This window comes from Bradyrhizobium sp. IC3123 (genome assembly GCF_020193625.1).
Taxonomy (GTDB): domain Bacteria; phylum Pseudomonadota; class Alphaproteobacteria; order Rhizobiales; family Xanthobacteraceae; genus Bradyrhizobium; species Bradyrhizobium yuanmingense.
The window spans coordinates 16,694-40,635 of sequence record NZ_JADYVF010000027.1 but is presented as its reverse complement, the minus strand read 5'-3'; the positions used below and the strand labels follow the sequence as shown (position 1 = coordinate 40,635).

23 protein-coding genes are annotated in these 23,942 nt (G+C 59.7%); 16 read left to right on the top strand and 7 right to left on the bottom strand.

What is annotated here, in order from left to right:
- Positions 1-56 precede the first annotated feature (56 nt).
- Positions 57-203 carry a hypothetical protein gene (locus I6F20_RS36960; RefSeq protein ID WP_225131368.1) on the bottom strand — a complete coding sequence of 49 codons (147 nt, stop codon included), beginning with the start codon at positions 201-203 and terminating at the stop codon, positions 57-59.
- Between the two features lie 556 nt (positions 204-759).
- Positions 760-891: a hypothetical protein gene (locus I6F20_RS38120; protein WP_275945364.1), complete on the bottom strand. Its 132-nt coding sequence runs from the start codon at positions 889-891 to the stop codon at positions 760-762.
- 265 nt (positions 892-1,156) lie between these two features.
- Here I6F20_RS38120 and ald point away from each other — a divergent pair, with 265 nt between their 5' ends.
- The gene (gene ald, locus I6F20_RS36955; protein WP_225131366.1) at positions 1,157-2,269 is read left to right on the top strand and encodes an alanine dehydrogenase; all 1,113 of its coding nucleotides are present in this window, start codon (positions 1,157-1,159) and stop codon (positions 2,267-2,269) included.
- A gap of 446 nt (positions 2,270-2,715) precedes the next feature.
- Here the strand turns inward: ald and I6F20_RS36950 are convergent, their stop codons facing one another.
- The 5 genes from I6F20_RS36950 to I6F20_RS36930 are packed head-to-tail and all read right to left on the bottom strand — an operon-like array spanning position 2,716 to position 8,270.
- Positions 2,716-3,690 (bottom strand): ABC transporter ATP-binding protein, encoded by a 975-nt coding sequence (locus I6F20_RS36950; protein ID WP_225131364.1) that lies wholly within the window; start codon positions 3,688-3,690, stop codon positions 2,716-2,718.
- A complete protein-coding gene (locus I6F20_RS36945) occupies positions 3,677-4,654 on the bottom strand; it encodes an ABC transporter ATP-binding protein (protein WP_225131362.1) in 978 nt (325 codons plus the stop codon). The genes I6F20_RS36950 and I6F20_RS36945 overlap by 14 nt, the downstream gene beginning before the upstream one ends.
- Positions 4,651-5,529: an ABC transporter permease gene (locus I6F20_RS36940; RefSeq protein WP_225131360.1), complete on the bottom strand. Its 879-nt coding sequence runs from the start codon at positions 5,527-5,529 to the stop codon at positions 4,651-4,653. Before I6F20_RS36940 ends, I6F20_RS36945 begins: the two co-directional genes overlap by 4 nt.
- Complete coding sequence (locus I6F20_RS36935) at positions 5,529-6,545, bottom strand: ABC transporter permease (protein ID WP_225131358.1); 1,017 nt, start codon at positions 6,543-6,545, stop codon at positions 5,529-5,531. The genes I6F20_RS36940 and I6F20_RS36935 overlap by 1 nt, the downstream gene beginning before the upstream one ends.
- A gap of 36 nt (positions 6,546-6,581) precedes the next feature.
- Positions 6,582-8,270: an ABC transporter substrate-binding protein gene (locus I6F20_RS36930; RefSeq protein ID WP_225131356.1), complete on the bottom strand. Its 1,689-nt coding sequence runs from the start codon at positions 8,268-8,270 to the stop codon at positions 6,582-6,584.
- Here I6F20_RS36930 and I6F20_RS36925 point away from each other — a divergent pair.
- The 15 genes from I6F20_RS36925 (at position 8,260) to cofH (ending at position 23,712) form a co-directional block, all read left to right on the top strand.
- Positions 8,260-9,129 (top strand): IclR family transcriptional regulator, encoded by an 870-nt coding sequence (locus tag I6F20_RS36925; RefSeq protein WP_225131354.1) that lies wholly within the window; start codon positions 8,260-8,262, stop codon positions 9,127-9,129. The genes I6F20_RS36930 and I6F20_RS36925 overlap by 11 nt on opposite strands.
- Before the next feature lie 44 nt (positions 9,130-9,173).
- A complete protein-coding gene (locus I6F20_RS36920) occupies positions 9,174-10,250 on the top strand; it encodes an S-methyl thiohydantoin desulfurase family protein (protein WP_225131344.1) in 1,077 nt (358 codons plus the stop codon).
- Positions 10,247-11,830: a hydantoinase/oxoprolinase N-terminal domain-containing protein gene (locus I6F20_RS36915; protein ID WP_225131343.1), complete on the top strand. Its 1,584-nt coding sequence runs from the start codon at positions 10,247-10,249 to the stop codon at positions 11,828-11,830. Before I6F20_RS36920 ends, I6F20_RS36915 begins: the two co-directional genes overlap by 4 nt.
- Positions 11,812-12,132, top strand: a complete 321-nt coding sequence (locus I6F20_RS36910) for a RedY/HapK family protein (protein ID WP_225131341.1) — start codon at positions 11,812-11,814, stop codon at positions 12,130-12,132. Before I6F20_RS36915 ends, I6F20_RS36910 begins: the two co-directional genes overlap by 19 nt.
- 63 nt (positions 12,133-12,195) lie before the next feature.
- On the top strand, positions 12,196-13,236 hold the full coding sequence (locus I6F20_RS36905; RefSeq protein ID WP_225131338.1) for an LLM class flavin-dependent oxidoreductase: 1,041 nt from the start codon (positions 12,196-12,198) through the stop codon (positions 13,234-13,236).
- Positions 13,233-14,108 (top strand): FAD binding domain-containing protein, encoded by an 876-nt coding sequence (locus tag I6F20_RS36900; protein WP_225131336.1) that lies wholly within the window; start codon positions 13,233-13,235, stop codon positions 14,106-14,108. Before I6F20_RS36905 ends, I6F20_RS36900 begins: the two co-directional genes overlap by 4 nt.
- Positions 14,105-14,599: a (2Fe-2S)-binding protein gene (locus tag I6F20_RS36895; protein WP_225131379.1), complete on the top strand. Its 495-nt coding sequence runs from the start codon at positions 14,105-14,107 to the stop codon at positions 14,597-14,599. Before I6F20_RS36900 ends, I6F20_RS36895 begins: the two co-directional genes overlap by 4 nt.
- Positions 14,596-16,869 carry a xanthine dehydrogenase family protein molybdopterin-binding subunit gene (locus tag I6F20_RS36890; RefSeq protein ID WP_225131334.1) on the top strand — a complete coding sequence of 758 codons (2,274 nt, stop codon included), beginning with the start codon at positions 14,596-14,598 and terminating at the stop codon, positions 16,867-16,869. Before I6F20_RS36895 ends, I6F20_RS36890 begins: the two co-directional genes overlap by 4 nt.
- Positions 16,866-17,099: a MoaD/ThiS family protein gene (locus I6F20_RS36885; RefSeq protein WP_225131332.1), complete on the top strand. Its 234-nt coding sequence runs from the start codon at positions 16,866-16,868 to the stop codon at positions 17,097-17,099. The genes I6F20_RS36890 and I6F20_RS36885 overlap by 4 nt, the downstream gene beginning before the upstream one ends.
- A 200-nt stretch (positions 17,100-17,299) precedes the next feature.
- Entirely contained in the window at positions 17,300-17,962 is a 663-nt protein-coding gene (npdG, locus tag I6F20_RS36880) for an NADPH-dependent F420 reductase (RefSeq protein WP_225131330.1), read from the top strand.
- A gap of 28 nt (positions 17,963-17,990) precedes the next feature.
- Complete coding sequence (locus I6F20_RS36875; RefSeq protein ID WP_225131321.1) at positions 17,991-18,467, top strand: Lrp/AsnC family transcriptional regulator; 477 nt, start codon at positions 17,991-17,993, stop codon at positions 18,465-18,467.
- A 247-nt stretch (positions 18,468-18,714) separates the two neighbouring features.
- Positions 18,715-19,479 (top strand): coenzyme F420-0:L-glutamate ligase, encoded by a 765-nt coding sequence (cofE, locus tag I6F20_RS36870; protein ID WP_225131318.1) that lies wholly within the window; start codon positions 18,715-18,717, stop codon positions 19,477-19,479.
- Positions 19,476-20,483, top strand: a complete 1,008-nt coding sequence (cofD, locus tag I6F20_RS36865; RefSeq protein ID WP_225131316.1) for a 2-phospho-L-lactate transferase — start codon at positions 19,476-19,478, stop codon at positions 20,481-20,483. The genes cofE and cofD overlap by 4 nt, the downstream gene beginning before the upstream one ends.
- Positions 20,480-21,187: a 2-phospho-L-lactate guanylyltransferase gene (cofC, locus tag I6F20_RS36860; protein WP_225131314.1), complete on the top strand. Its 708-nt coding sequence runs from the start codon at positions 20,480-20,482 to the stop codon at positions 21,185-21,187. The genes cofD and cofC overlap by 4 nt, the downstream gene beginning before the upstream one ends.
- Positions 21,188-21,255: 68 nt before the next feature.
- The gene (gene cofH, locus I6F20_RS36855) at positions 21,256-23,712 is read left to right on the top strand and encodes a 5-amino-6-(D-ribitylamino)uracil--L-tyrosine 4-hydroxyphenyl transferase CofH (protein WP_225131312.1); all 2,457 of its coding nucleotides are present in this window, start codon (positions 21,256-21,258) and stop codon (positions 23,710-23,712) included.
- The last annotated feature ends 230 nt before the right edge of the window (positions 23,713-23,942 follow it).

Here is a 23,942-nt window from a genome sequence, read left to right as displayed (position 1 = left end):
CCACCGCCTCAAACTGATGGGATGGGCCGAAGCCCATCCCATCAAGACGGTCCGCGTCAATCGGACTCATCCACGAAATAATAATCGCCGGTCGTGTGTTCTGCGCGCCACGAGCCCCCAAAGCCTTTTGTGAGCTCGGTGGCGTCCCCGAGGTCCTGCACCGTGTCATTGATAGCGGTTTCATTGATAGCGGTTGTATTCATCCACTTTCTCCAGAGTGACCGGCATATCGCCAGCGCGCGGAAGCTAGCATCGTGATATAAAATAGGGCTTTTATTTTCTGAGTATGATCTCGAGCGATTTGAAAAATAGTTTGACGTTGCGGAGGATGCGGGATGGGCGACGAGGCAATTAGGTGGCGCGTTTGCGGCCAGCGGCCGAAGGGACGATGATTCAATCACCTATAGCGCCTGAGTAGAGTTACCGGCACGGAAGGCGTCTAGTTCAATGGTAGCAATTCCATGGCCAGCGACCGCTTCGCGCTGACAGACAGTACCAGATCCAGTGCAGGCAGCCGATCTGACTTAAGCAAAGTCTAATCCGACTTCGTCACCGCGCAATGCCGCGACAGTTTCCGTCGCCGTGCGAAAGCTTGCTCAAAATGATCGCGATATTTGCCGAATCAGGCACCATGCTGCTGGGCTTGCAAGCCGCCAACCACTTTTGGCTTGGCATCGGGTCCGGCGCAGCAGCGCACCGACCCGTCTAACCGAACATAGATCTCTCAGCCGGCTTGGCGTTCTGGTAACGCTGCGTGATTTACGGCAGCAACTCCCGCTGAGGCGCGTCACGTTGCGCTTTGAAAGCGACGACGAAGACCTCAAGCCCGGCCGAGGTTAAACCGTTCTCAGTGACGAGACCCAGCCGCATGAGGTTGACCGCTGTCTCCATACATGGAACCTCCGCCAGCCGAGCGGACGCCCAGCGGTCCGCTTGCAGGACGCCTTCCAACAATGATGAGAGAGCTTTTACTGATCGTGTCGCCCCCGTGCAGTGGATCGTGTGACTTTGCCGGGCTGGCCGCGTTTGTTTGGAATTCTGCAGAACGATCTCGGTCAGCGCATATTGTCGCCGTTGTGTCGCCCATTCTTCGCGATTTTGCAGAGAAACAACCTGGCCTTTCGATTAAAAGGAGGGGCCAAACAGGAGATTGCATATGAAGGTCGGGGTCCCTAAGGAAATCAAGACGCACGAATACCGCGTGGGTCTGACCCCTGGCGCCGTCCGCGAATATGTGGCTGCCGGTCACAATGTACTGGTCGAGACCAATGCGGGTGCCGGCATTGGCGCGAGCGATGACACTTATCGCAAGGCCGGCGCGACGATTGTCGGCTCAGCTCGTGAGGTCTTCGCATCCAGCGAGATGATCGTAAAGGTGAAGGAGCCGCAACCTTCTGAATGGACTCAGCTGCGCGAGGAGCAGATCCTTTTCACGTACCTGCATCTGGCGCCAGACCCGGAACAGGCGCGGGGACTCCTCAAGTCTGGATGCACCGCTATCGCCTATGAGACCGTGACGGATGCGCATAGCGGGCTTCCGCTGCTTGCGCCGATGAGCGAAGTCGCGGGAAGGCTTGCGGTCGAAGCGGCAGGCAGCGCCCTGAAGCGCTATAGCGGCGGGCGAGGGCTGTTGATCGGCGGCGTTCCTGGCGTGCAGCCGGCCCGCATCGTCGTGATCGGAGGCGGCGTTGTTGGGACACATGCGGCCCGAATGGCCGCTGGCCTGGGCGCCGAGGTCACGATCCTCGACCGTTCGATCCCCCGCCTTCGCGAGCTGGATGAACTGTTCGAAAGCCGCGTTCGTACCAGATTCTCGACCATAGATGCCCTCGAAGAGGAGGTCTTTGCAGCCGACGTTGTCATCGGCGCGGTCCTCGTCCCCGGTGCAAGCGCACCGAAACTCGTGAGCCGCAGCATGCTAGGCTCAATGCGCAAGGGATCCGTCATCGTTGACGTCGCCATCGATCAAGGCGGCTGCTTCGAGACATCGCGCCCGACCACGCACGCCGATCCAACTTACGAGGTGGATGGCGTCATTCACTATTGCGTCGCCAATATGCCCGGAGCCGTCCCGCTCACATCGAGCCAGGCACTGAACAATGCCACACTGCCCTTCGGGCTGGCGCTCGCCAACAAGGGTTTCGCGGCGGTGCTCGAGAATCCGCATCTGCGGGCAGGCCTCAATGCGTATCGCGGCCGGCTTACTTACAAGGCTGTAGCCGAGAGCCTCGGCCTGCCATTCTCCCCGATCGAACAGGCTGCGGCCTGATCCCAGAAGTCCCTATGGGACGTTTCCTCCCTCACTTAAGGGCCGCTCCTTGGAGTGGCCCTTTTTTTGTGCCCGGCATGTTCGGCAGCTTGGAGGTGGAAGCCCTCTACTTTTGGATAGCTATGAAATCCCCCACGGGATCGAATCAACGTGAATCATCCCCTGAGCGAACTCGCGTGGATGACTAGTAAGTGCATTACAACCCAAAGATCCGAAGGAGACGCACTCAGACCAAGCCCACGCTTCGCCGGGGGTGTTACGGCTCGATACGTTCCGACCAGAGCGATATCGTCTTCGATTTACCCCGATACTTCTCGCTGGTCGATCAGTTCCTTGCCGGCGAGGGCGAGTTCAGCTTCGTAGACCGCGCGATCAGTCACCTCGATACGCTCGATATAGTCCCACGGGCTCCTCAGTATCGCGGCTCTAACGTAAAGACATCCGTCTCAGACCAGGTGGCAGGCGACGAACCGGCCGGGCGCAACCTCCTTCAAAGGCGGTCTTTCCGCGCAGACAGGCTTGGCTAAAGGACAACGCCCTCTCAGCTTGCATCCAGGCGCGATATCGATAGGGTTTGGAATTTCCCCGGACAAAGCGAAATCGTCGCGCTTTGCGTCGGGATCCGGAACTGGAATGGCCGCCAGCAAAGCGCGCGAGTAGGGATGCAAGGGCTTTGCAAACAGATCCTTTGTGCCCGACATCTCCACAATGCTGCCGAGATACATCACCGCAACGCGGCTCGCCAGGTACTTCACAGTGGCCAGGTCGTGGGAAATAAAGAGGTAGGACAACCCGAGTTGTTCACGCAGCTTCTCCAACAGAAGAATTGCCCGCGAGCGTAGTGATACGTCCAGTGCGGAGGTTGGCTCGTCAAGAACAACGAAGCGGGGATTCGTTGCAATGGCCCTGGCTATATTGACCCGCTGGCGTTGACCGCCCGAAAGCTCGTGCGGATAGCGGTCCAATAGATCGCGGCCGAGCCCCACCTCCTGCATGAGCTCCTCGATGCGGTCGCGCCGCTCCTTCGCCGGAAGCTTGGTATGAAGCGTGAGCGCCTCCTCCACCATCCGTCTCACCGATAGTCTGGGATTGAGCGAGGCAGTAGGATCCTGAAACACCATCTGGATGTCGCGGCGCAAAGGCTTCATGGCATGCGCATCAAGCCTCGCTATGTCCGTGCCATCATAGCAGACAGATCCCGCCGTCGGCTCGATTAGCCGGACCAGGCACCGCGCGACTGTCGATTTTCCACAGCCGGATTCGCCGACCAATCCAACCGTCTCGCCGGCTTCTATATCGAAGGAGACAGAGTCAACTGCCCGCACGACGGGCTGATCCTGACCTCGCAGGCGTGCGAGCGTCCCGGCCATCCCGCCGAGCGGAAAGTGCATTTGCAGATCACGTATCTCAACAAGTGCCACGGCGTTCCTCGAATCCATAACATGCTACAACATGGCCGGGGGCGGCCTCGATCATCGCAGGGCGTGCCGCGCGACAGCGATCCATTACCCACTCACAGCGTCCTGCGTAACGGCATCCGCTCGGCGGGTTGACCAGGGAAGGAACCGACCCCGGTATGGGCTCTAGGACGACGTCCCGATCGACCCTCGGTATCGATCGGACGAGCGCCTTGGTATAGGGATGGGCGGGATTATGGAACAGCTCCCGCACGGGGGCGCATTCCACCACTTGGCCCGCATGCATAACGGCAACGCGGTCGCATATCTCGGCAACAACGCCGAGATCGTGCGTGACCAGCATGATCGCCGCACCTGTTTTCGCGCTCAATTCGCGCAGCAGATCGAGAATCTTGGCCGCGATTGAAACGTCGAGCCCGGTCGTTGGCTCGTCCGCGAGCAGGAGCTGAGGTGAGGTTGCAAGAGCCATAGCGATCATGATCCGCTGGCACATCCCTCCCGAGAGCTGATGCGGGTATTGCTTGGCTCGCTTTTCCGGCGCCGGAATGCGCACAAGGCGCAGCATCTCGAGCATTTTCTTGTCCGCCTCTCGTGCCGACAAGCCGGCGTGGACCATCAGCAAGCGTGAGATCTGCTTTCCAACGGTCAGAAGCGGGTTGAGGGCGGTTCGCGGCGTCTGCGATACCATCGCGATCTTTGCGCCGCGCATGCGCCGCATCTGTTCCTCAGGGAGCGTACCCAGATCAACTCCGTCAAAGTGAACGCTTCCGGAGACGACGCGCCCTGGGGGACGGATCAGGCGCAGAATGGCGAAAGACGTGACTGACTTTCCCGACCCGGACTCGCCGACCAGCCCGAGAACCTCGCCCCGGCGGATCGTCAGGTTGATGTGGTCGACTGCTTCAATGGCACCCTGGTTTATCTGAAAGTGGACGGTCAGATCAGAAATCTCAAGCAGCTCGGTCATCTCAATCCCCTCATGCGCGGGTCAAGCAAGTCACGGAGTCCGTCGCCGATAAGGTTGAATGCGAGAACGGAAATCATGATGGCAAGGCCAGGAAACAGGAACAGCCACCATTCTCCCGTGACGATCTGTGAGGCACCTTCCGCGGTCATCACGCCCCATTCGCTCTGTGGCGGCTGAATTCCAAGGCCAATGAAGGAGAGCGAGGCCATCGTCAGAAGCGCAAAACCCGTCGAGAGGGTCGCCTGCACAATCAGCGGGGGAAGGCAGTTCGGCAGCAGGTGAATGAACACAATCCTCCAGGTCGGATTGCCGAGCGTGCGAGCAGCATCGGCATATTCCATCTCCCGGAGCCGAAGCATCTCTCCACGGGTCAGCCGCAGATAAGCCGGGATTTGTGTGATCGAGATGGCAATTGCGACATTGGTGGTGGAATTGCCAAGCCCTGCCGTGATGCCCATGGCCAGTACGAAGGCCGGGAAGGCCATCAGAGCGTCGACGACGCGCATCGCGATCGTATCAGCCCACCCCCGGCTGTATCCGACGACTGCTCCAAGCAACCCTCCGATTGAAACGGCAACAAACGTTGCTGCAAAGGCAACCAGCAGGTCGACCCGGGCCGCAAAAATGATTCGCGAGAGTTGATCGCGGCCGAACTCGTCAGTTCCAAGCGCATGCTGCCAGGAAGGCGGCTGCAAAGAAGCTGCAGGGTCGGTGGCATCGGGCGGGTAGGGCGCCACGATCGGCGCCAATATCGCAGCCGCCGCGATCAGCACGATCACGCACAGTGCCGCAAAGGAAACAGGATTGCGCTGAAGCCGCTGCCACACCAGAGATGAAGCCGGTTGCGAAATCGAAGAGGAGAATGATGAGGACATCAGCTGAACCTAATCCGGGGGTCAACGAGGCCGTACGCGATATCGACTGCCAAATTGACCATGACACACGTCACTGCGACGAAGAGGATGAAAGACTGGATCGGAGCCGAGTCCTTCGTAAGCAATGCAGTCACCGCGTAATTGCCAATGCCGGGCCATGAGAACACGCTTTCGACGACCGCATTTCCGGCCATCAAGAATCCAAAAACGATTCCGGAAATAGTGATGACAGGTATCAGCGCATTTCGCAGCGCATCCCGATAAATCACCGTTCTTCGCGGCAATCCGGCCGCCCAGGCCGCCTTGATGTAGTCGGACTCGAGGATCTCAAGCATGGTGGACCGCACCATGCGTGCGACTGGCGCGATCGCGCTGAGCCCGAGGGTCGCTGCAGGCAGCATGAGCTGATGCAGACTTGATCGTAAGGTGGTCCAATTGCCGGTAAGCAGGGAGTCGATCACATAAAGTCCGGTTATGTGTGCGGGAGGTTCTATGCCGGATCCGAGGCGCCCCAGCGGTGAGGGGGCCATGTTGAGCATGTAGAAAAAGACGTAAACGAACAGGAGCCCGGTCAGGAAGCTCGGCATGGCGACACCCATGATGCCGACCACTCGTCCGATATGGTCGATCAATGTGTCGCGATGCACCGCTGACAAGACCCCAAGAGGCAGTCCGATCACGATCGCGATGAGAAGGCTCGCCAGATTGAGCTCGAGAGTGGCGGGCAGGCGCTGCAGAAAGTCCTGAGACACCGGCCGTCCCGTCGAGGCACTCTCGCCAAGATCGCCTTTGAAGATGCCCGAGACGTAGCGGTAGTATTGCTCTGGAAACGGGCGATCCAGGCCCATTTGGTGCTCCATTTCAGCGAGATGTTCGGGCGTGGCAAACGGGCCCGCCTTGACCATGGCCGGATTGCCCGGGAGTAGGTAGGTGAGGGTAAAGCAGATCACGCTGACCCCGAACAAGGTCGGCAGAGCCAGCGCAAACCGTCGCATGACATAATTGAAGAAACCCATTGGAGCGCTCTCCCGTTTAATACGAAGATGACGTGCTCAGGCGAGCTTCATGCTGAAAAAGCGCTCATAACTATCCCAACGCTTCTCAATGCCAACGAGGTCGGATCGCATGACGCGGGTCCAGTTTTCGTACCAGAGGTGCCCCCAAACGGCGTCGCCGATGATGATCTCCTGCAGGCGTTTTGCCGCCGCCAGACGCTTGCTGGTGTCGGTTTCATGCATGTTCTCATCGATCAGCTTGTCGACTTCTGGATTGGAATAGAACGAGGTGTTCGTGCCCTTCGCTGTGCTGTGGAAGTTGAAGAACAGGTGATAGAAGGGATCGTTGATCCAGGACTGCCAGGACTCGATCGAAAGCTGGTGATCGCCTTTGGTTGCGATTTGGCGGAAGGTGGCTTCGGTTTCCTTGACGATGTTCACCTTGAAGCCGATCTTCTCCAGCTCGGTCTGGAGCCAGATCGAGGCCTGCTCGTGCGGCTGCCATCCAGCGCGTACCGCAAGGTCTATCGGAACCGGATCCTTGCCGAAGCCCGCCTCGCGCATCAACTCCTTGGCCTTTGCGATGTCGTACTTGTAGGGACTGATCGTGTTGTCGTAACCGGGCGTCAAACTAGGTACAGGGCTCTTCATCTCGGTGCCGAAACCATACAGCACGCTCGGGATGATCGCCTGGACCGGGATGGCGTAGTTGATGGCCTGCCTCACTTTGACATTGTTAAGCGGAGCCTTCTGCGTGTTCATGCAAAGCCAGTGACACAGGGTGTCCGGCACGGAGACTGTCTTCAAACCTGGCTCCGCCTCGAGGCTCTTCACATTGCGCGGAGACAGCGTTGATCTGCCGACGACCATGTCGATGGCTTTGCGCTTGAGCAGCAGCACGCGATCGGCTTCGTTCGGCACATATTTGAGAACGATCCGATCGAAATAGGGGTGACCACGCCAGTGATCAGCCTGCGCTTCCAGGACGACTTCGACGCCCGGCTGGTTCTTGACTAGTTGATACGGCCCGACGCCGGCCGTATTTCGCTTCAACCAGTTGGCGGCCCAGGGATCGTCTGCGTTCGCATTCGCCTTTACCTCATCCGGATCAAGCAGCGCGTTGTTCATAAGCGCCATCATGTCCAGCGCCATCGGGCTTGGCGAGGGCATATTGATCTCGATCGTGAAGTCGTCGCGCACCTTGAACTGCTCGGGCTTGGTTACCCCAAGAAGGCGCGGAAACAGGAGGCGCATATAACCCGGCGACTGCAGCCCGCGGTCGAGGAGATACTTCACGGTCGTGGCGTTGACGTCGCGGCCGCTCGGTAATTTCAGGCCTTTGCGGATGTTCAGCACCAGCGTGGCGTTGCCATTTTCGAAGGACCAGGACTGAGCGATGCCGCCCTCGATCTCGCCAGGCTTTGCTTGCGACACTCCCGGCTTTCCCTCGACCGGCTGCACCTTCCACATCAGCGGACTGTCGTAAACGTTTGCCTGCACCGTGTAGCCGGCCGACGTCTTGAACGAGGCCGGATCGAGCGTGTCGATGTCGGCATCCCAGGCGACTGTCAGCGTTCGCTTATCTTGTGCGGCAGCTAAACGAGCTGTGCCCGTGAATGTGAGCGCCGCGACGCTGGTTGCGGCGAACTTCAAGAAATCCCGACGGCGCGTGTCCCTGTTCATCTCATTCCCCTCCTGACTGTGCGCGAAAGATTTGCCGGTCGTCCGGTGCGCGATGGCTTGCATTATTGTCATCGTCCTGCTATTGTCAACTAAGTTTCAATATACGAAACTAGGTGATCAAAAAATGGGCGCAATTGAAAATGCCGCGCAAATCCTTAGACTTTTTGGGCCCGGCAGGCTTGAAGTCTCCGTGACAGAAGTCTCGCAGTTATTGAGTATGCCCAAAAGTTCAGCATCTCGTTTGCTGAAGACGATGCTGGTTGAGGGGCTCCTGTCGCGCTCGGAAAATCCTCCGCGCTACAAGGTTGGAAATTTGCTTTTTGAGATTTCGCGCCTCTACAAGCTGAACTCCTCCTTGATCGACGCGGTCGATGAGGCCGTAAAGGAGATCACCCGGGAGACTGGGCATACCGGTTATGTCTCGATCCTTGATGGTGCGGATGTTCTGGTCATCCGGATGCACCAGGGGTCTCATGCCTTGCGCGTATTCACGCCGCTGGGCCAGCGTGCTCCTGCATTTGCGACTGCGATTGGGCGCAGTCTGCTCTCGCGCTTTCCAGATAATGTGGTGCGCTCCCTTCATCCTGAAGGCGTCACGCCGCCTTCGCCGCGCGCCCCTCAAAATGTCGACGAGCTGGTGGCGGCGCTGGATCAGCCGCGCCGGTTCGGTTGGGCCGAGGCCCTCGATGAAGCGATCCCCGGGGTCGGCTCAATCTCCGTGAGCGTCTCCGATCCAGAAATCCGCGAGACGGTGGGCTTCTGTATTTCCTATCCAGCCTCGCACATGAGCGATGAGGAGAGGAATCGTGCGATCACGCTGCTTACGACTGCCGCTGAGCGTATCGCGCACCGCTTCGGCGATCAGTTTCTCATGCAGCGTGCGCAGCGCGCCCTTGGTGGTGGCGGCCCGGTTGCTGCTTGATCCGGTTTTTTGTCGCCGCAATTGACGCGGCTCGGAGGCTATAGATGAGACAATTGAGTCCGGAGGATATCGAGGCGCTCTCCGTCGGCGCCTGGATTCTCGGAACGGGTGGCGGCGGGAGTCCGTATCACGCGCTCTTGAGCATGCGGAGTTACTACAATGAAGGCGTTCGCGTAGATCTGATCGATCCCGACGAGCTGGACGATGATGATGCGATCGCGGTTGTCTCCATTATGGGCGCGCCGCTTGTTTTCCAGGAGCGTCTGGTCGACAGCAGGCTCATCGCGCGCGCCGTGTCGGCCATGGAGGAGCATCTTGGTCGCAAGTTCAGGGCGGTGATGGCAGTCGAAATCGGTGGCGGCAACGGCATGCAGTCCTTGCTCGCTGCCGTCCACCTGAAAATTCCAGTTGTCGACGCCGATGCGATGGGGCGTGCCTATCCTGAGGCGCAAATGACGAGCTTTGCGGTGGGCGGTCTCGCTCCCTATCCGCTGACCTCCGTAGACCCGCGCGGTAATGAGGCGATCGTTGGCAAAACCTCCTCCTGGAAATGGATGGAACGTGTGAGCCGAAAGCTTTGTACCGAGTTCGGGTCCATCGTCGCGACCTGCAAGGCGCCGCGCACCGGTGCTGAGGTGAAGAAATGGGCCATTCCCCGTACCACATCCAAAGCCATCAATCTCGGGCGGGCGGTTGCCGAGGCCAACCGGCAGCACGCTGACCCGATTGCAGCCATTCTGAAAGCGGAATCCGGCAGGTTCCTGTTCTCCGGCAAGGTCGTTGAAGTCGAGCGGCGGACAACGGAGGGCTTCCTGCGCGGCCGCACAGTCGTGGAGGGGCTTGGCGATGATCACAGCAGCCAGATCCGGATCGATTTCCAGAACGAGTGGATCGTCGTGTGGCGCGATGGGCAGGCGCTCGTCTCGACGCCCGACCTCATTTGCGTTCTCGACAGTGAATCCGGCGAAGCGATCGGAACGGAAACCATTCGCTACGGCCAGCGGACAACCGTGATCGCGCTGCCGGCGGCTCCGGTCTTCCTCTCGCCGCGCGGGCTCGACCATGTCGGCCCCCGCGCTTTTGGTTATGACATCGATTTCAAGTCGGTATTCTGCTCATGAGACGCATTGGGATTGACGTAGGTGGCACCAATACGGATGCCGTGCTGATCGACGGCGGAAAAGTCGTTCAAGGCGTGAAGGTCGCCACCACGGCCGACGTCACCAGTGGTGTGGCTGCGGCCATCGGGGCGCTCGATCTGAGTGCCGAGCATGCGAGCGGTCTCGACGCGCTGATGATAGGTACGACCCACTTCATCAATGCGGTCGTTCAGCGCCGTCATCTGACGAAAGTGGCAGTAATCCGAGTTGCACTCCCCGCCACGAGCTCCCTGCCGCCCTTTACCGACTGGCCGGCTGGGCTTGCCGAGCTCGCCAATGGCGGGGTCTTTCAAATCGAAGGCGGCCACGATTACGACGGGCGCAGGTTCGCCCCTCTGGATATCGCGGCAGCCAAGCGAATTGCGCGCGAAATCGGCAATCTCGGCCTCAAATACGTCGTGGTCAACGCACTGTTCTCTCCGCTTGATCCGTCCGACGAAGAAGCGGTCGCCGCCATCCTGCGCGAAGAAATCCCCGATGTGTCGGTGACCTGCGCACATTTGCTCGGCGGGATCGGATTGCTCGAACGTGAGAACGCCGCAATTCTCAATGCCTCTCTCATTGCGCTTGCTCGGGAGACCATCACGGCTTTTGAGCAAGCCAAGTCAAAGGTCGGGCTGAACGCGCCGCTTTTTGTCACGCAAAACGACGGCACCGTCGCGGAGGCCTCGCGTGCCGCCGCATACCCTGTGTTCAGCTTCGCCTCCGGTGCGACCAACTCGATGCGCGGTGCGGCCTATCTTTCCGGGCTCAAAGATGCGGTGGTGGTTGACGTCGGCGGAACGACGGCGGACTTTGGCTACTTGCGGAACGGCTTTCCCCGTGAAGCCAACACGGTCGTTCATATTGGAGGCGTCAGGACCCTATTCCGCATGCCGGACCTCGTTTCCATCGGACTTGGTGGCGGCAGCCATATCGACCTTGGAGCGGCAGCCATCGGGCCGCTCAGCGTTGGGTATCGCCTGTCCACGGAAGCGCTGGTGTTTGGCGGCAATCGCGTGACCTCGACCGACATCGGCGTTGCCGCCGGACTGATCGACCTTGGCGATCGCAAGCGTGTGGCACACATCACTGCCGATGACGTGAAGAGGGTTCTGCGCCGCTGCAAGGAGATGCTGGAAGAGAACGTCGACCGGATGAAGACAAGCGCTTCAGACGTCACGCTGATTGCGGTCGGGGGCGGCGCGTTTCTTGTTCCGGAAGAATTGCAGGGCGTCGGGCGTGTCGTTCGGGTTCAACACGGGGGCTGCGCGAATGCGGTTGGCGCAGCCATTGCGCAGGTCAGTGGTGAAGTCGATCAGGTGTTCCAGGGGCTGACGCGAGACGAGGCGGTTGCTTCAGCACGCAAGCTTGCCGATTCCCGGGCAGTGGAGGCCGGCGCGGATTCGGAATCGCTTGCCCTGGTCGAGGCAGAGGATACGCCGATCGCCTATCTGCCCGGAAATGCCATGCGCGTGCGCGTCAAAGTCGTCGGCAATATCCGATCAACCCGAATTGGGCAAACAGCCAAGGAGAAAGTCACATGCCAGTCCGTTTCCTGATCAGCACGCTCAAGGAAGGGGTCGACCCAGCGGAATATGAGGCCTGGGTCCGCGAGCGCGACTACGCTCTCGTGCGGAGCCTCGACAATTACGTGAGCTACAAGGTTCATCGCATTCGCCGCCCCATCCAGGGCGCCGAAAACTCGACGTGGCAATACATCGAAAGGATCGAGGTCAAAAGCCTGGAGCAACACGACAGGGACCTTGCCTCACCGGCTGGTGTTGCGCTGCGAGAGGAGCTCTATGGCAAGTTTCTCGATCGCTCGAAGAACATCTATTTCGTCAGCGACGAGATAGAATGATCTGTGCTCCGCGTTGAGCTCTGCCTAGTCCAAGAACGTAAGCGCAAACAGGACACCAACAAGATGACCCTCGACCTGCTGATTCTCGGCAACGCGCCAATGGCCAAGATGCTTGATCGCGTGAAGCTCGCCGAAGCGAGCGGATACGACACGGTCTGGCTTGCCGATGAACGGTTCTATCGGGAGGTCTATTCGTGTCTTGGATATTTTGCACAAAATACGTCTCGGGTCAGGCTCGGACCTTGCGTGACAGATCCCTACGCCAGACATCCGGCGCTGACGGCCATGGCGATTGCGACGCTCGACGAGATTTCCAACAAGCGCGCAATTCTCGGCCTCGGCGCCGGTATTTCCGGTTTTGCTGAGCTTGGCATCGATCGGAAGAAGCCGGCGCGCGCTATCAGCGAAGCGATCGAGGTCATTCGGATGCTCCTGCGCGGCGAGACCGTCACCTACGAGGGAGAGGTCATTCGGTTCAAGGAGGGCAAGCTGAATTTCACCCCTGTTCGCGCCGATATCCCAATCTATGTGGCCAGCAATGGTCCGCTCGGCCAACGGACGGCAGGCGCTTGCGCCGATGCCGCGTTCATGGAGGCCGGCGGCAATGCTCCGGAAATCAAGGCCTTCCGCGCGAGACTGGACGATGGGGCCAGGAAGGCGGGCCGCGATCCCAAATCCGTCAGGCTGATCGTTCGGCTCAATGCCTGTGTTGCCTCAGACGGTCAGGCCGCCCGTGACGCGCTTCGGCCGACGGTTGCAAGACTGCTCGGGGCAGGGCGTCTCAAGTTTGAAACAGCCGAAGAGCAGGGGCTGACCTTGCCGGAGGACGTGCTCGCCTCTGTCCAGGGCGCCCATTACGCCGCCGGGGTGACGCCTTACCTTCCTCTGCTGCCATACGTGACCGATCGCCATATCAACGCCTTCACTTTGGCCGGCAATGTGGAGGAGGTGACCGCGCGTGTGATCGAACTGCGCCAGGCCGGCGTCGACGGGATTATCATCATGCCCTTCGCTCCCGAAGGAGGTACGATCGAGGATACGATCGCCAAGATGGGCTCCGAGGTGTGGCCTGCCGCCCAGGCGCTGGAAGGGAGCAAGCCATGAGCTTTGATCTCCATCGGCCGGCCACGGTCACTGAAGCTATCGACCTTGCTCAACGCTTTGCGCCGACCGCGCGCTATGTCGCCGGCGGGACCGATACGGTTATCCAGATCAATCGGAAGAAGATCGATCCCGTACATCTGATCGATGTCGCCTGCCTGGCCGGAATGAGCGAAATCACCGAGACTACCGAAGCATTCACCCTTGGCGCGTTAACGAGGTACCGCACGATCGAAACGCATTCTGCGTTTCGGGGTAATCTGCGAGCGTTGGTCGAAGCTGCCAGCGTCGTCGGTGGCCATCAAGTACGAAACATCGCAACCATCGGCGGCAACATCGTCAATGCTTCTCCTGCCGCCGACTTTGTGCCGCCACTGCTCGCGCTCGATGCAAGCCTCGACATGACAGGTCCCAATGGACGGCGCTCCGTCCCCTTGCGCGACTTCATCGTCGGCCCGGGAAAGACTGATCTCTTGCCCGCCGAGATCGTGACCAGCATCCGATTTGCCAAGCTTCCGGCCGGATCCGCAACCGCCTTCCTGAAAGAAGGGCGCCGGCGGGCCATGGAGATATCGGTGGTTTGTGTTGCAGCTTGCTTGACGCTGGATGCCTCCACCTCGCGTTGCGCTTCAGTGCGCCTGGCAATCGGAGCCGCAAGCCCAAAGGCGTTCCGGCCCGAACAGGCGGAGAGTTATCTCATCGGCAGATCTGCCGGAAAGGAAAGCTTTGTGGAGGCGGGCAGGATCGCGGCAGAGGCTTCCAGTCCCATTTCTGATGTTCGCGCGTCGGCCGGCTACCGCCGCGGTCTTGTCGCGGTCATGGTCGAGCGCGCGCTCGGGACATGTTTGCAACGAATTCGGGAACAGGATCAATGAACCGGAAAATTCTCAATATCGTTGTCAATGGCGAGAGCCATCAGCTGCTCATTGAGCCTCATTGGACGCTGCTACAGGTCCTGCGCAACGGGATCGGCATGATGGGCACCAAGGAGAACTGCCTGGAAGCAGAGTGCGGGGTCTGCACGGTGCTGCTCGATGGAAGGGCCGTCAATTCCTGCATCCTGCTCGCGGGGCAAGCTGAGGGATGCTCGATCACCACGATCGAGGGGATCGGCGATCCCGAGCATCTGCATCCCCTTCAGGAAGCATTCATCGAATGCGGCGCCGTTCAGTGCGGCTACTGCATCCCGGGCATGATCCTGACGGCAAAGTCATTCCTGGACGAAAATCCGGGCTGCCGCCCCTCGCGCGACGAGATCAGGGAAGCTATCGCAGGTACCCTTTGCCGCTGTACCGGCTATCGCAAGATCATCGATGCCGTGGAAACCGCGGCAGAGCGCATCGCACTTTCGGGAGCCAAGCAATGAACGCTCAAACCCATCGCGTTGCCGGTCACCGCCTGCCCCGGCGGGATGGCGTCGGCAAGGTTACCGGAAAGCACGTTTACGCTGCGGATTTCAAGCTGCCCGGTATGCTCTACGGCAAGATCCTGCGCAGTGCTCGCGCGCACGCTCTGATCAAGAACATCGACATCTCGCGCGCGGCTGCGATCGCAGGCGTGCGTGGCATCATCACCGCCGCTGACATCCCGCAGGTCCGCTATGGAACGGCGGTGCGCGACACGACCGTATTTGCAACCGATCGCGTCCTGTTCATGGGACATGCGATCGCCGCGGTCGCTGCCACGTCATGCGAGATCGCCGAGCGCGCGATTGAAGCCATCAAGGTTGAATATCAGGATCTACCGGCACTGTACGATCCGGAAGAGGCGCTCACAAGCGATATCCGCATCCATCCTGATTGGGAAACCTACAAGGCGCTCCCGATCATTTCGCGCAAGGACAACATCGCAGGTCACGCCCGTATTCACGTCGGCGATGTCGAAGGAGCCTTCGCAAAGGCTCATAAGGTCTATGAGCATCGGTTCACGACCTCGCTTCAGCATCCAGGATACACCGAGCCGCGCGTTGCGACCGCGGATTGGGATGCGAACGGGATAGTGACGGTCTGGTGCAACACCCAATTGCCGTTCGACACGCAAACGACATTGGCCGAAATCCTCGATTTGCCGGCCGCGCGGGTGCGCGTCACCGTGCCGGGAATTGGTGGTGGCTTCGGTGGCAAGCTGAGGATCGGTGTCGAGCACTTCGCAGCTCTCCTGGCGCGCAAGACTGCCCGCCCGGTCAAAGTGATGTCGACGAGCGAAGAGGAGCTTATAGCCGCGCTTCCGCGTCAGGCTTCCGTGGTTCTGCTCAAAACTGCCGTTGACAAGGATGGGCATCTTCTTGCCCGAAGCGGTCGGGTCATCGTGGATTGTGGCGCTTATGCCGGCTCAGGTCCAGGCACGGCTGCTATCGCACTTCAGGTCATGGCAGGTCCGTACAAGACAGGAGCGCTCGCGTTCGAAAGCATCGCTGTCTACACGAACAAGGTCCATTCTGGCTCCTTCCGTGCTCCGGCGGGACCGATGGCGAATTTCGCGATGGAAAGCCAGATCGACATGATCGCAAAGGATCTCGGCCTGGATCCTCTCGAAATGCGCCTGCGCAACATCGTCAAGGAGGGGGATCCAGGCCCTTCGGGCGAGACGCACACCTCTGTGAGCATCGAGGAATGTCTGCGCAAGGCAGCCGATGCGATCGGCTGGCAAGATCGTAATCCCGAGCCAGGACGGGGCAAGGGCATCGCCTGCAGCTGGTGGATGACGACGGGTGGCTCGTCTGGTGTCTATGTCAAGATCAATCCCGATGGGAGTGCGACGCTCGTCAGCGGCGCCGTTGAAATCGGCACCGGCGCGATCACGGGAGCCGCTCAAGTGCTCGCCGAGGAGCTGTCTCTGGACTTGACGGACATCAACGTCACCGGGGTGGACACTCAGGCCGCGCCGTTCGACTACGGCGCTCAAGGCAGCCGTACGACCTTTTCTGTGGGCAATGCGTGCGTTGCGGCAGCTAAAGAGCTACGGCGTCAGATGTTCGAACTCGCGGCCAAGCAGCTGGAAGCACCGATTGAGGATATGAAGCTGCAGGACAAGCACGTGGTCGTCGGCAACAAGTCGATTTCGATTGCGGAGCTGGCACGCATCTCGCGTCTTGCCGGTGGCGGGCTCATTGCGCATGGCACAGCCATTTCACCGGCACCAGCCTACGATCCGACACGCGTCAAGAACCATCCGCTCCCGGTCTGGAATACGCCGAGCTACCATGCCCACGCCGTCGACCTTTCGGTCGATCAAGCCACGGGCAAAGTGACGATCAATCGCTATGTCGTGGCCCAGGACGTCGGATATGCGATCAATCCGACCTATATTGAGGGACAGATCGAGGGTGGCGTGGCGCAAGGTATAGGCCAGGCCCTGTCGGAAGAGATCGTCTATCAGGACGGTCGCGTCATGAATGCGAACCTGACAGATTACAAGATGCCGACGGCGATGGATGTCCCGGAGATCGAGAGCATTATCGTCGAATGCCGATCCGCTGCCGGTCCTTACGGTGCCAAGGGCGTTGGAGAGCCACCATGCATCGAACCACCGGCTGCAATCGGCAATGCGATCGCGGCGGCGACTGGCTGCTGGCCGAACTCGCTGCCGATGACCGCTGAAAAGATTGCCGCCACAATGCGAGCCCCGCACTCATGATCCGCGTCGAGGTCAATATGCATGGAAATCTCCGTCGGTTCTTGCCCGGCGGGGTTGGATCCATTCAGCTTGACCTCCCCGAGGGAGCGACGATTCTCAACGTGATCGGCTCGTTGAGCGCCGAGCATGATGTCTGGCTGGCCTCGATTGGTGACATGGTCGTGCCGTTGTCAGCTGAAGTCAAAGACGGAGCCGAGCTCAATTTCTTTCCCTATCTTGAAGGCGGCTAGTATGAACTTCTTTGTTCGGCGACGGACCCAGAAGTGTTGACCCGCGATCGAGCCGTCTTTGAACTAATTCGTTCACGTGAAGGAGCGGTGCGACTGATCTATTGAGTGTTCGGCCTGGTGTGAATACGGTCAAGCACGCTCGAGCGAAGCAGAGTTTCACTGTCAAGGCGTCATGCCGCAAGCAAAGGAGTGTAAGCCAAATGTCGAACGCGCCCCTTCCGACTTTGTCGATCGTCGGCGGCACTGGAGATCTCGGATCCGGCCTTGCCCGCAGCTGGAGTCGCGCCGGATATTCCGTCATTCTTGGATCGCGCTCGATTGAGCGCGCTCAGGATGCAGTCGCGCTCTTAAAATCCGACGGGTTCGCCAATGTGACTGGCGAGGCCAACGCTGCCGCCGCGGCGAAGAGCGATATTGTTGTCGTTGCGGTGCCATTCTCCAGTTATGAGACAAGCCTGGCCGAGATCAAGGACGCGGCCAAGGGCAAGATTGTTGTCACCGCGGTCGTGCCGCTCGTGCCGCCGAAGGTCTCTGTTGTTCAACTCCCGAGCGCCGGGTCGGCTGCGCTGATCGCCCAATCGCAGCTTGATCCGAGTTCGCGGGTGGTCGGAGCGTTTCACAATGTCGGCTCACAGAAGCTCCATGCCGGAGGAAAGGCGGACTGCGACGTTCTGGTGTTCAGCGATGATCCTGAGGCCCGCAAGGAGGTGATGTTGCTGGCGGATGCGGTGAGCAATCGCGGGATCGATGGCGGTGCGCTCGCGAACTCCGCTGCAGCCGAGGCCCTCACCTCCGTCCTGATCGCGATCAACCGCAAATACAAGGTGAAGGGTGCCGGCATCACGATTTCCGGCCTGACCTGAATGGAAAACCACACGGGCGTTCGCAACGATGCTCACAGCCCTCGATCCTCTAGACCGCAAAATCCTAAGCGAACTCATTCGGGATGCCCGCATAAGCCAGCTGGCGTTGGCCGAACGGGTCGGCCTCTCGGCAACGTCTTGCGCAAGGCGCGTGCTGCAAATGGAGAAAGCCGGGATCATCAAAGGCTACTCGGCCGAGATCGATGCAAACTCGCTTGGCTTTCCCCTCACCGTGATCGTCCACATCACGCTTGACCGCCAAAGCGAGGGCGCGCTCAGGGCTTTCGAAGCCGAAATTCAGAAATGCCCCGACGTGATCGCCTGCCATCTGATGTCCGGTACGGACGATTATCGGCTTTCGGTACTGGCGCGCGACATGGAGGACTACGAACGCATTCATAAGCAGCACCTGTCACGCCTGCCGGGGGTGGCAAGACTGCAATCGAGTTTCGCAATGCGCACTGTCATAAAGCGGTCAATTTCTCCGGCGGCGCTTCATGGCTAGCCTCTCCGTTGCGAAGCGGAGTTCGGAATAAGGGCAAGAGATAGCACGGAAACGCGCGTCAGCACGCTTGAAGGATGCGAACGTCGAAGACTTATCCAGGAGGTGTGCCAGGGTCTGCTTAAGGGAGAAGCAGATAGGATACAGAACTGATTTCGGGTACGGCGCGTAGAGATCGTATTCGAGGAGAGATGCCCCGCGCCAGAAACAACAAGACGTGTGGGCAGCGGCGAAGGAGGAAAAAGTCGCGATGACGAGGAGCATCACATACAGCGCCCTTCCCGGGATCCCTCTGGTGGGGCCTGGCGACGATCTGGTTGGTGTCATCGCGGATGGCGCGAAGACCGGAGAGATCGCCGTGGCATCTGGCGATATTTTTGTCGTCGCACAAAAGATCGTGTCGAAGGCGGAAAACAGGTACGTCTATCTCGATGATGTGAGGCCTTCCGACCGCGCTGTGGAGCTTGCAAAAACGGTCGGCAAAGATCCCCGGCACATCGAGGTGGTACTCTCAGAATCCACCGAGGTCCTTCGCGCAAGACAGAATGTGATCATCGTTGTTCACCGCCTCGGCTTCGTGATGGCGAACGCCGGCATAGATGAATCCAATATCGAGCAGGATCGCGGCCATCGCGTGTTGTTGCTGCCTGAAGATCCGGATGACAGTTGCCGGCACCTCAAGCGCGGCCTCGATCGACAATTCGGGGTCGATGTCGGCGTCATCATAAACGATAGCTTCGGCCGTCCATGGCGCAACGGCGTCGTAGGTGTGGCGCTTGGAAGTGCTGGAATTCCTGCCCTTCAGAGCATGATCGGCAAGCCCGATCTGTTCGGCCGGCCCATGCAGGTAACAGAGATCGCGGTCGCGGATGAGCTGGCGGCCGCCGCCTCGCTCTTGATGGGACAGGCGGCCGAAGGCCAACCAGTAATCCATGTTCGTGGATTCTCCTCTCGTGCGCCTATCAATTCGGCGTCCGCGCTCGTGCGTGCGAAAGAACGGGATATGTTCAGATGAACGGGCGGTCACATTTGCCGGGAAAAGGGCGTGTTGTGGCGCTCTGCGGGGGCGTCGGAGGAGCAAAGCTCGCTGTTGGATTACAGCACGTTCTCGGAGAACGATTGACCGTGGTCATCAATGTGGCCGACGATTTCGAGCATCTCGGACTCCATATCTCGCCGGACCTCGATACAGTCCTTTATACGCTCGCCGGTCTCAGCGATCCCGAGCGCGGCTGGGGCCGATCCGATGAGACCTGGAACTTCATGGAGGCCTTGAAGCAGATCGGCGGCGAGACCTGGTTCTTGCTCGGGGATCGCGATATGGCGATGCATATCGAGCGGACCCGCCGCCGCTTAAGGGGAGAAAGTCTCACAGCGATTGCCAGCGACATTGCACGACGGCTCGGGATCGCTTCAGCTGTGCTGCCCGTCACCAATGACAGACTTTCGACCATCCTCGACACCACGGAAGGCGAGCTCGAATTCCAGCGCTATTTCGTCGAGCGTCGCTGCGAACCGGTTGTCAAGCAGATCCGGTTCAGCGGGGCGCAAAACGCTCGCCTGAGCGAGGAGGTGCTTGCGTCATTCGATGCCGAGGATCTCCGCCTCATCATCCTATGTCCTTCCAATCCTTATCTCAGCATCGATCCAATCCTGGCTGTTCCAGGGATGGCTGAAAAACTGCGCGCGACCAGCGTTCCCGTTGTGGCCATTTCCCCGATTATCGGCGGTCAGGCAATCAAAGGACCGACGCGCAAGATCATGGACGAACTCGGCCTTGAGCCGTCAAATGCAGAGATTTCCAGGCATTATGCGGGGCTGCTCGATGGCCTGATCATAGATATTGCCGATTCGGCAGGGGCAGGCGACCTGGGGGTCGATGTACACCCGGCGCCTACGCTCATGACAGACATGCAGTCGAAGTTCATGCTCGCAGAGCATGCGCTTGCCTTCGGCGAAAACCTTCGCGCAACGCACGAGCGGCGGGGCAGGGCCCCTTCAAAGGGAGGCGCATCATGACGACACGTGATGCATGGGTAGTCATCCCGGCAAAATCGTTCTCGTGCGCGAAGCAGCGGCTCTCCCCATTGCTGACGGCATCCGAGCGCGCCCTGTTGGCCCGGTCTATGCTGTGCGATGTTCTGAGCGCGGCATGTGGCGTGATAAAACTAAATCATATCGCTGTGGTAACAAATGCTGAGGATGTCGCTCAAGAGGCGGCTCGTCTGGGGACTGTCGTGATTGGTGACGGCGGTGCGGACGGAACCAATGCGGCAGTGGCAGCCGGGCTCGCCGCGGTCGAAAATCGTGGGGACGAACTCATCCTTGTTCTGCCGAGCGATGTGCCGGCTATCTTGAGCGAGGACGTTTCGACGCTCCTCCAAGCCGCGCAAGGCAACGCCGTGATCGTGCCGGCGCCGCGCGATGGCGGCACCAACGCGGTTGCATTCACCGTAGCGCGAGCCTTGCAGCCGTGTTTCGGCCCCGATAGCTTCGCCCGCCACATCGCCGCAGCCGATAGGCTCGGCATTCAGCCTATCGTGTGCCGCAATGCAAGGATTGGGCTTGATCTCGATGCTCCCGCCGATGTCTTTGATTTTCTTGACCTGAACACGTCCACAGCCACCGATCGCTATTTGCGTTCGATTAATCTCGGCCAAAGGCGGCTGGGGATGGGAACGGACGGACGGGGCGCGCAAGCGTCGATGCGGCGGCCGAAGTGAGCTCGGGGTTGGTTGCCCAAAATGCAGAGAGCTCCGACGTTTTTCGCGGAGCGTGAGGAGTTCTGAGAATGGTGGATCGGATGCTTCTGGAATCCTTGAGGCGAAGTGACATTTCCGCTTCCGAGGCCATGTCTCTCGTCAGCGACGTGTCCCTTCCCGATCTCATGCGGATGGCGGCATCAAAGCGGGATGAGGCTCACGGCAGAAAGATCTCCTACTCGCGAAAAGTCTTCATTCCGCTGACCCAGTTATGCCGGGATGTCTGCCACTACTGCACATTCGCCCATCCGCCCCAAAAAGGGCAGCGTGCCTACCTCACCATCGATGAGGTGCTGGCGATCGCGCGTGCCGGTCGTGAGGCCGGCTGCAAGGAGGCGCTGTTTACGCTGGGCGACAAGCCTGAGCTGCGCTACCGCCAGGCCGAGCGAGAGCTGCACGAGATGGGCTTTGCATCGACGCTCGCCTACCTCCAGGAAGCCGCGCGCGTGGTTTTCTGCGAGACTGGCTTGTTGCCGCACCTCAATCCAGGCTTGATGGAGGCCGACGATATCGCAGCTTTGCGCAAGGTCTCCATCTCGCAAGGGATCATGCTCGAGAGCGCCTCGGCACGACTGTGCGAGCCCGGGGGGCCACATTTCGGCTCACCTGACAAGGAGCCTGGAAGTCGGTTGCGGACAATTGAACTGGCAGGCCAGCTCTCGGTCCCATTCACGAGCGGATTGCTCATCGGTATCGGCGAGACGCCGCTTGAGCGCATCTCCTCATTGCTTGCATTGCGCAATTTAGACGAAAGCTACGGGCACATTCAGGAAGTCATTATCCAGAACTTCAAGCCGAAGCCGGATACCCGCATGAGGGGCGCGGCGGCCCCAACAATGGAAGAGCATCTGTGGACCATTGCGCTCGCGCGATTGCTGTTCCGGCCCGACATGAACATCCAGGCTCCCCCCAATCTCAGCCCGGGCGTACTGGACAAGATTCTGGCCGCTGGCATCAATGACTGGGGCGGCGTATCCCCGGTTACACCGGACCATGTCAATCCGGAGGCGCCATGGCCGCATCTGGCACGTCTCTCCGAGGCCACCGTTCAATGCGGCAAGACGCTCGTCGAACGCCTCGCAGTTTATCCGCCCTATGCGCGTCAATATGCTCGCTGGACTGACATGTCGCTGCAGAAGAACCTGCTCGGTCTTGTCGACGGACATGGCTGGCCGCGCCGAGACGAATGGTGCCCTGGAGCGAGGTGCGAGCCGCCTGCCGGGGACCTCGCGATGCTGCGTGAAGATGCCAGCTCGCCCGCCGTCCTAACCGGCAGCTTTCGGAGAATCGTCGCAAAGGCTCATTCTGGGGCACGACTCGACGAGGCAGAGATCGTGTCGCTGTTCGAAGCCGAGGAGTGCGATTTCACGGCCGTGTGCCGCGCTGCTGACGAGCTGCGCCGCTCCGTCAATGGGGATTGCGTTAGTTATGTCGTCAACCGCAACATAAACTACACTAATATCTGCTACTTCAGGTGCCAGTTCTGCGCGTTCTCGAAAGGAAAGCTCGCCGAGAACTTGCGCGGGCGGCCGTACGATATTTCCATGGATGAGATCGGGCGGCGCGCGCGCGAAGCCTGGGAGCGTGGCGCGACCGAAGTCTGCATGCAGGGCGGCATCCATCCCGCCTACACCGGCGCAAAGTATCTTGAGATTTGTCGGACCGTAAAGCAGTTCACGCCCGAAATGCATATCCATGCTTTCTCGCCCTTGGAGGTGTTTCAGGGGGCCAAGACGCTCGGAGTTTCGGTCGATGAGTTTCTGCGCGAGTTGAAGGACGCCGGTCTTGGTACATTGCCCGGGACCGCCGCAGAAATCCTGGACGACGAGGTCCGCGCGATTCTGTGTCCCGACAAGATCAACACCGCGCAATGGCTGCAGGTCATGGCAGCGGCCCATAGAGCCGGATTGCGCAGCACCGCAACGATCATGTTCGGTCATGTCGACCGTTACGAGCATTGGGCAAAGCATCTGTTGCGCATCCGGGATCTTCAGACCGAGACCGGCGGCTTCACTGAATTTGTCCCATTGCCGTTCGTGCACATGGAGGCCCCGATCTACTTGAAAGGGCGCTCGCGCAAGGGGCCGACCTTCCGCGAAGTCGTTCTCATGCATGCCATCGGGCGGCTCGTCTTCCACACGAAAATCTCCAACATCCAAACCTCTTGGGTGAAACTCGGCGAACAAGGCATTCGCGCCTGCCTTGAGGCTGGTGTGAACGATCTCGGCGGCACGCTGATGGACGAAACGATCTCGCGTTCAGCCGGTGCTCAGCATGGCCACGAGATGGCTCCAAAACAAATGGAAGAGCTCATCCGGGCCATGGCACGCCTGCCGCGCCAACGTACGACGCTCTATGGCGAAGTTGCTGACGATCGTTATCTCGCGTCGCTGAACCCTCCGGCGCTCACTCCGATTGTTACGGGACTGGACGACCATCGCGAGGTGCGAAACATCCCTCGGTCCCGCGCGCTTGAAATGACGTAATGGGAGCGCGTCCCGCGCGAGCCTGAGACGATGCCGAAAGGCGTCGGCCGGGAATGCTTGACGCTGAATTTGATTTGTGATCACATATCGAGAACGGAGGGACCCTAAAGTGAGCCGCATTATCGCGCCAGCGCACGCTTCGCCGGGCATTGATCGCGCATCCAGCTTCGATCGGCCGGCGCTTCGCGCCATCTCTTCGTGTTGCTCTCAGCTCAAGCTTGTTGTGGGCG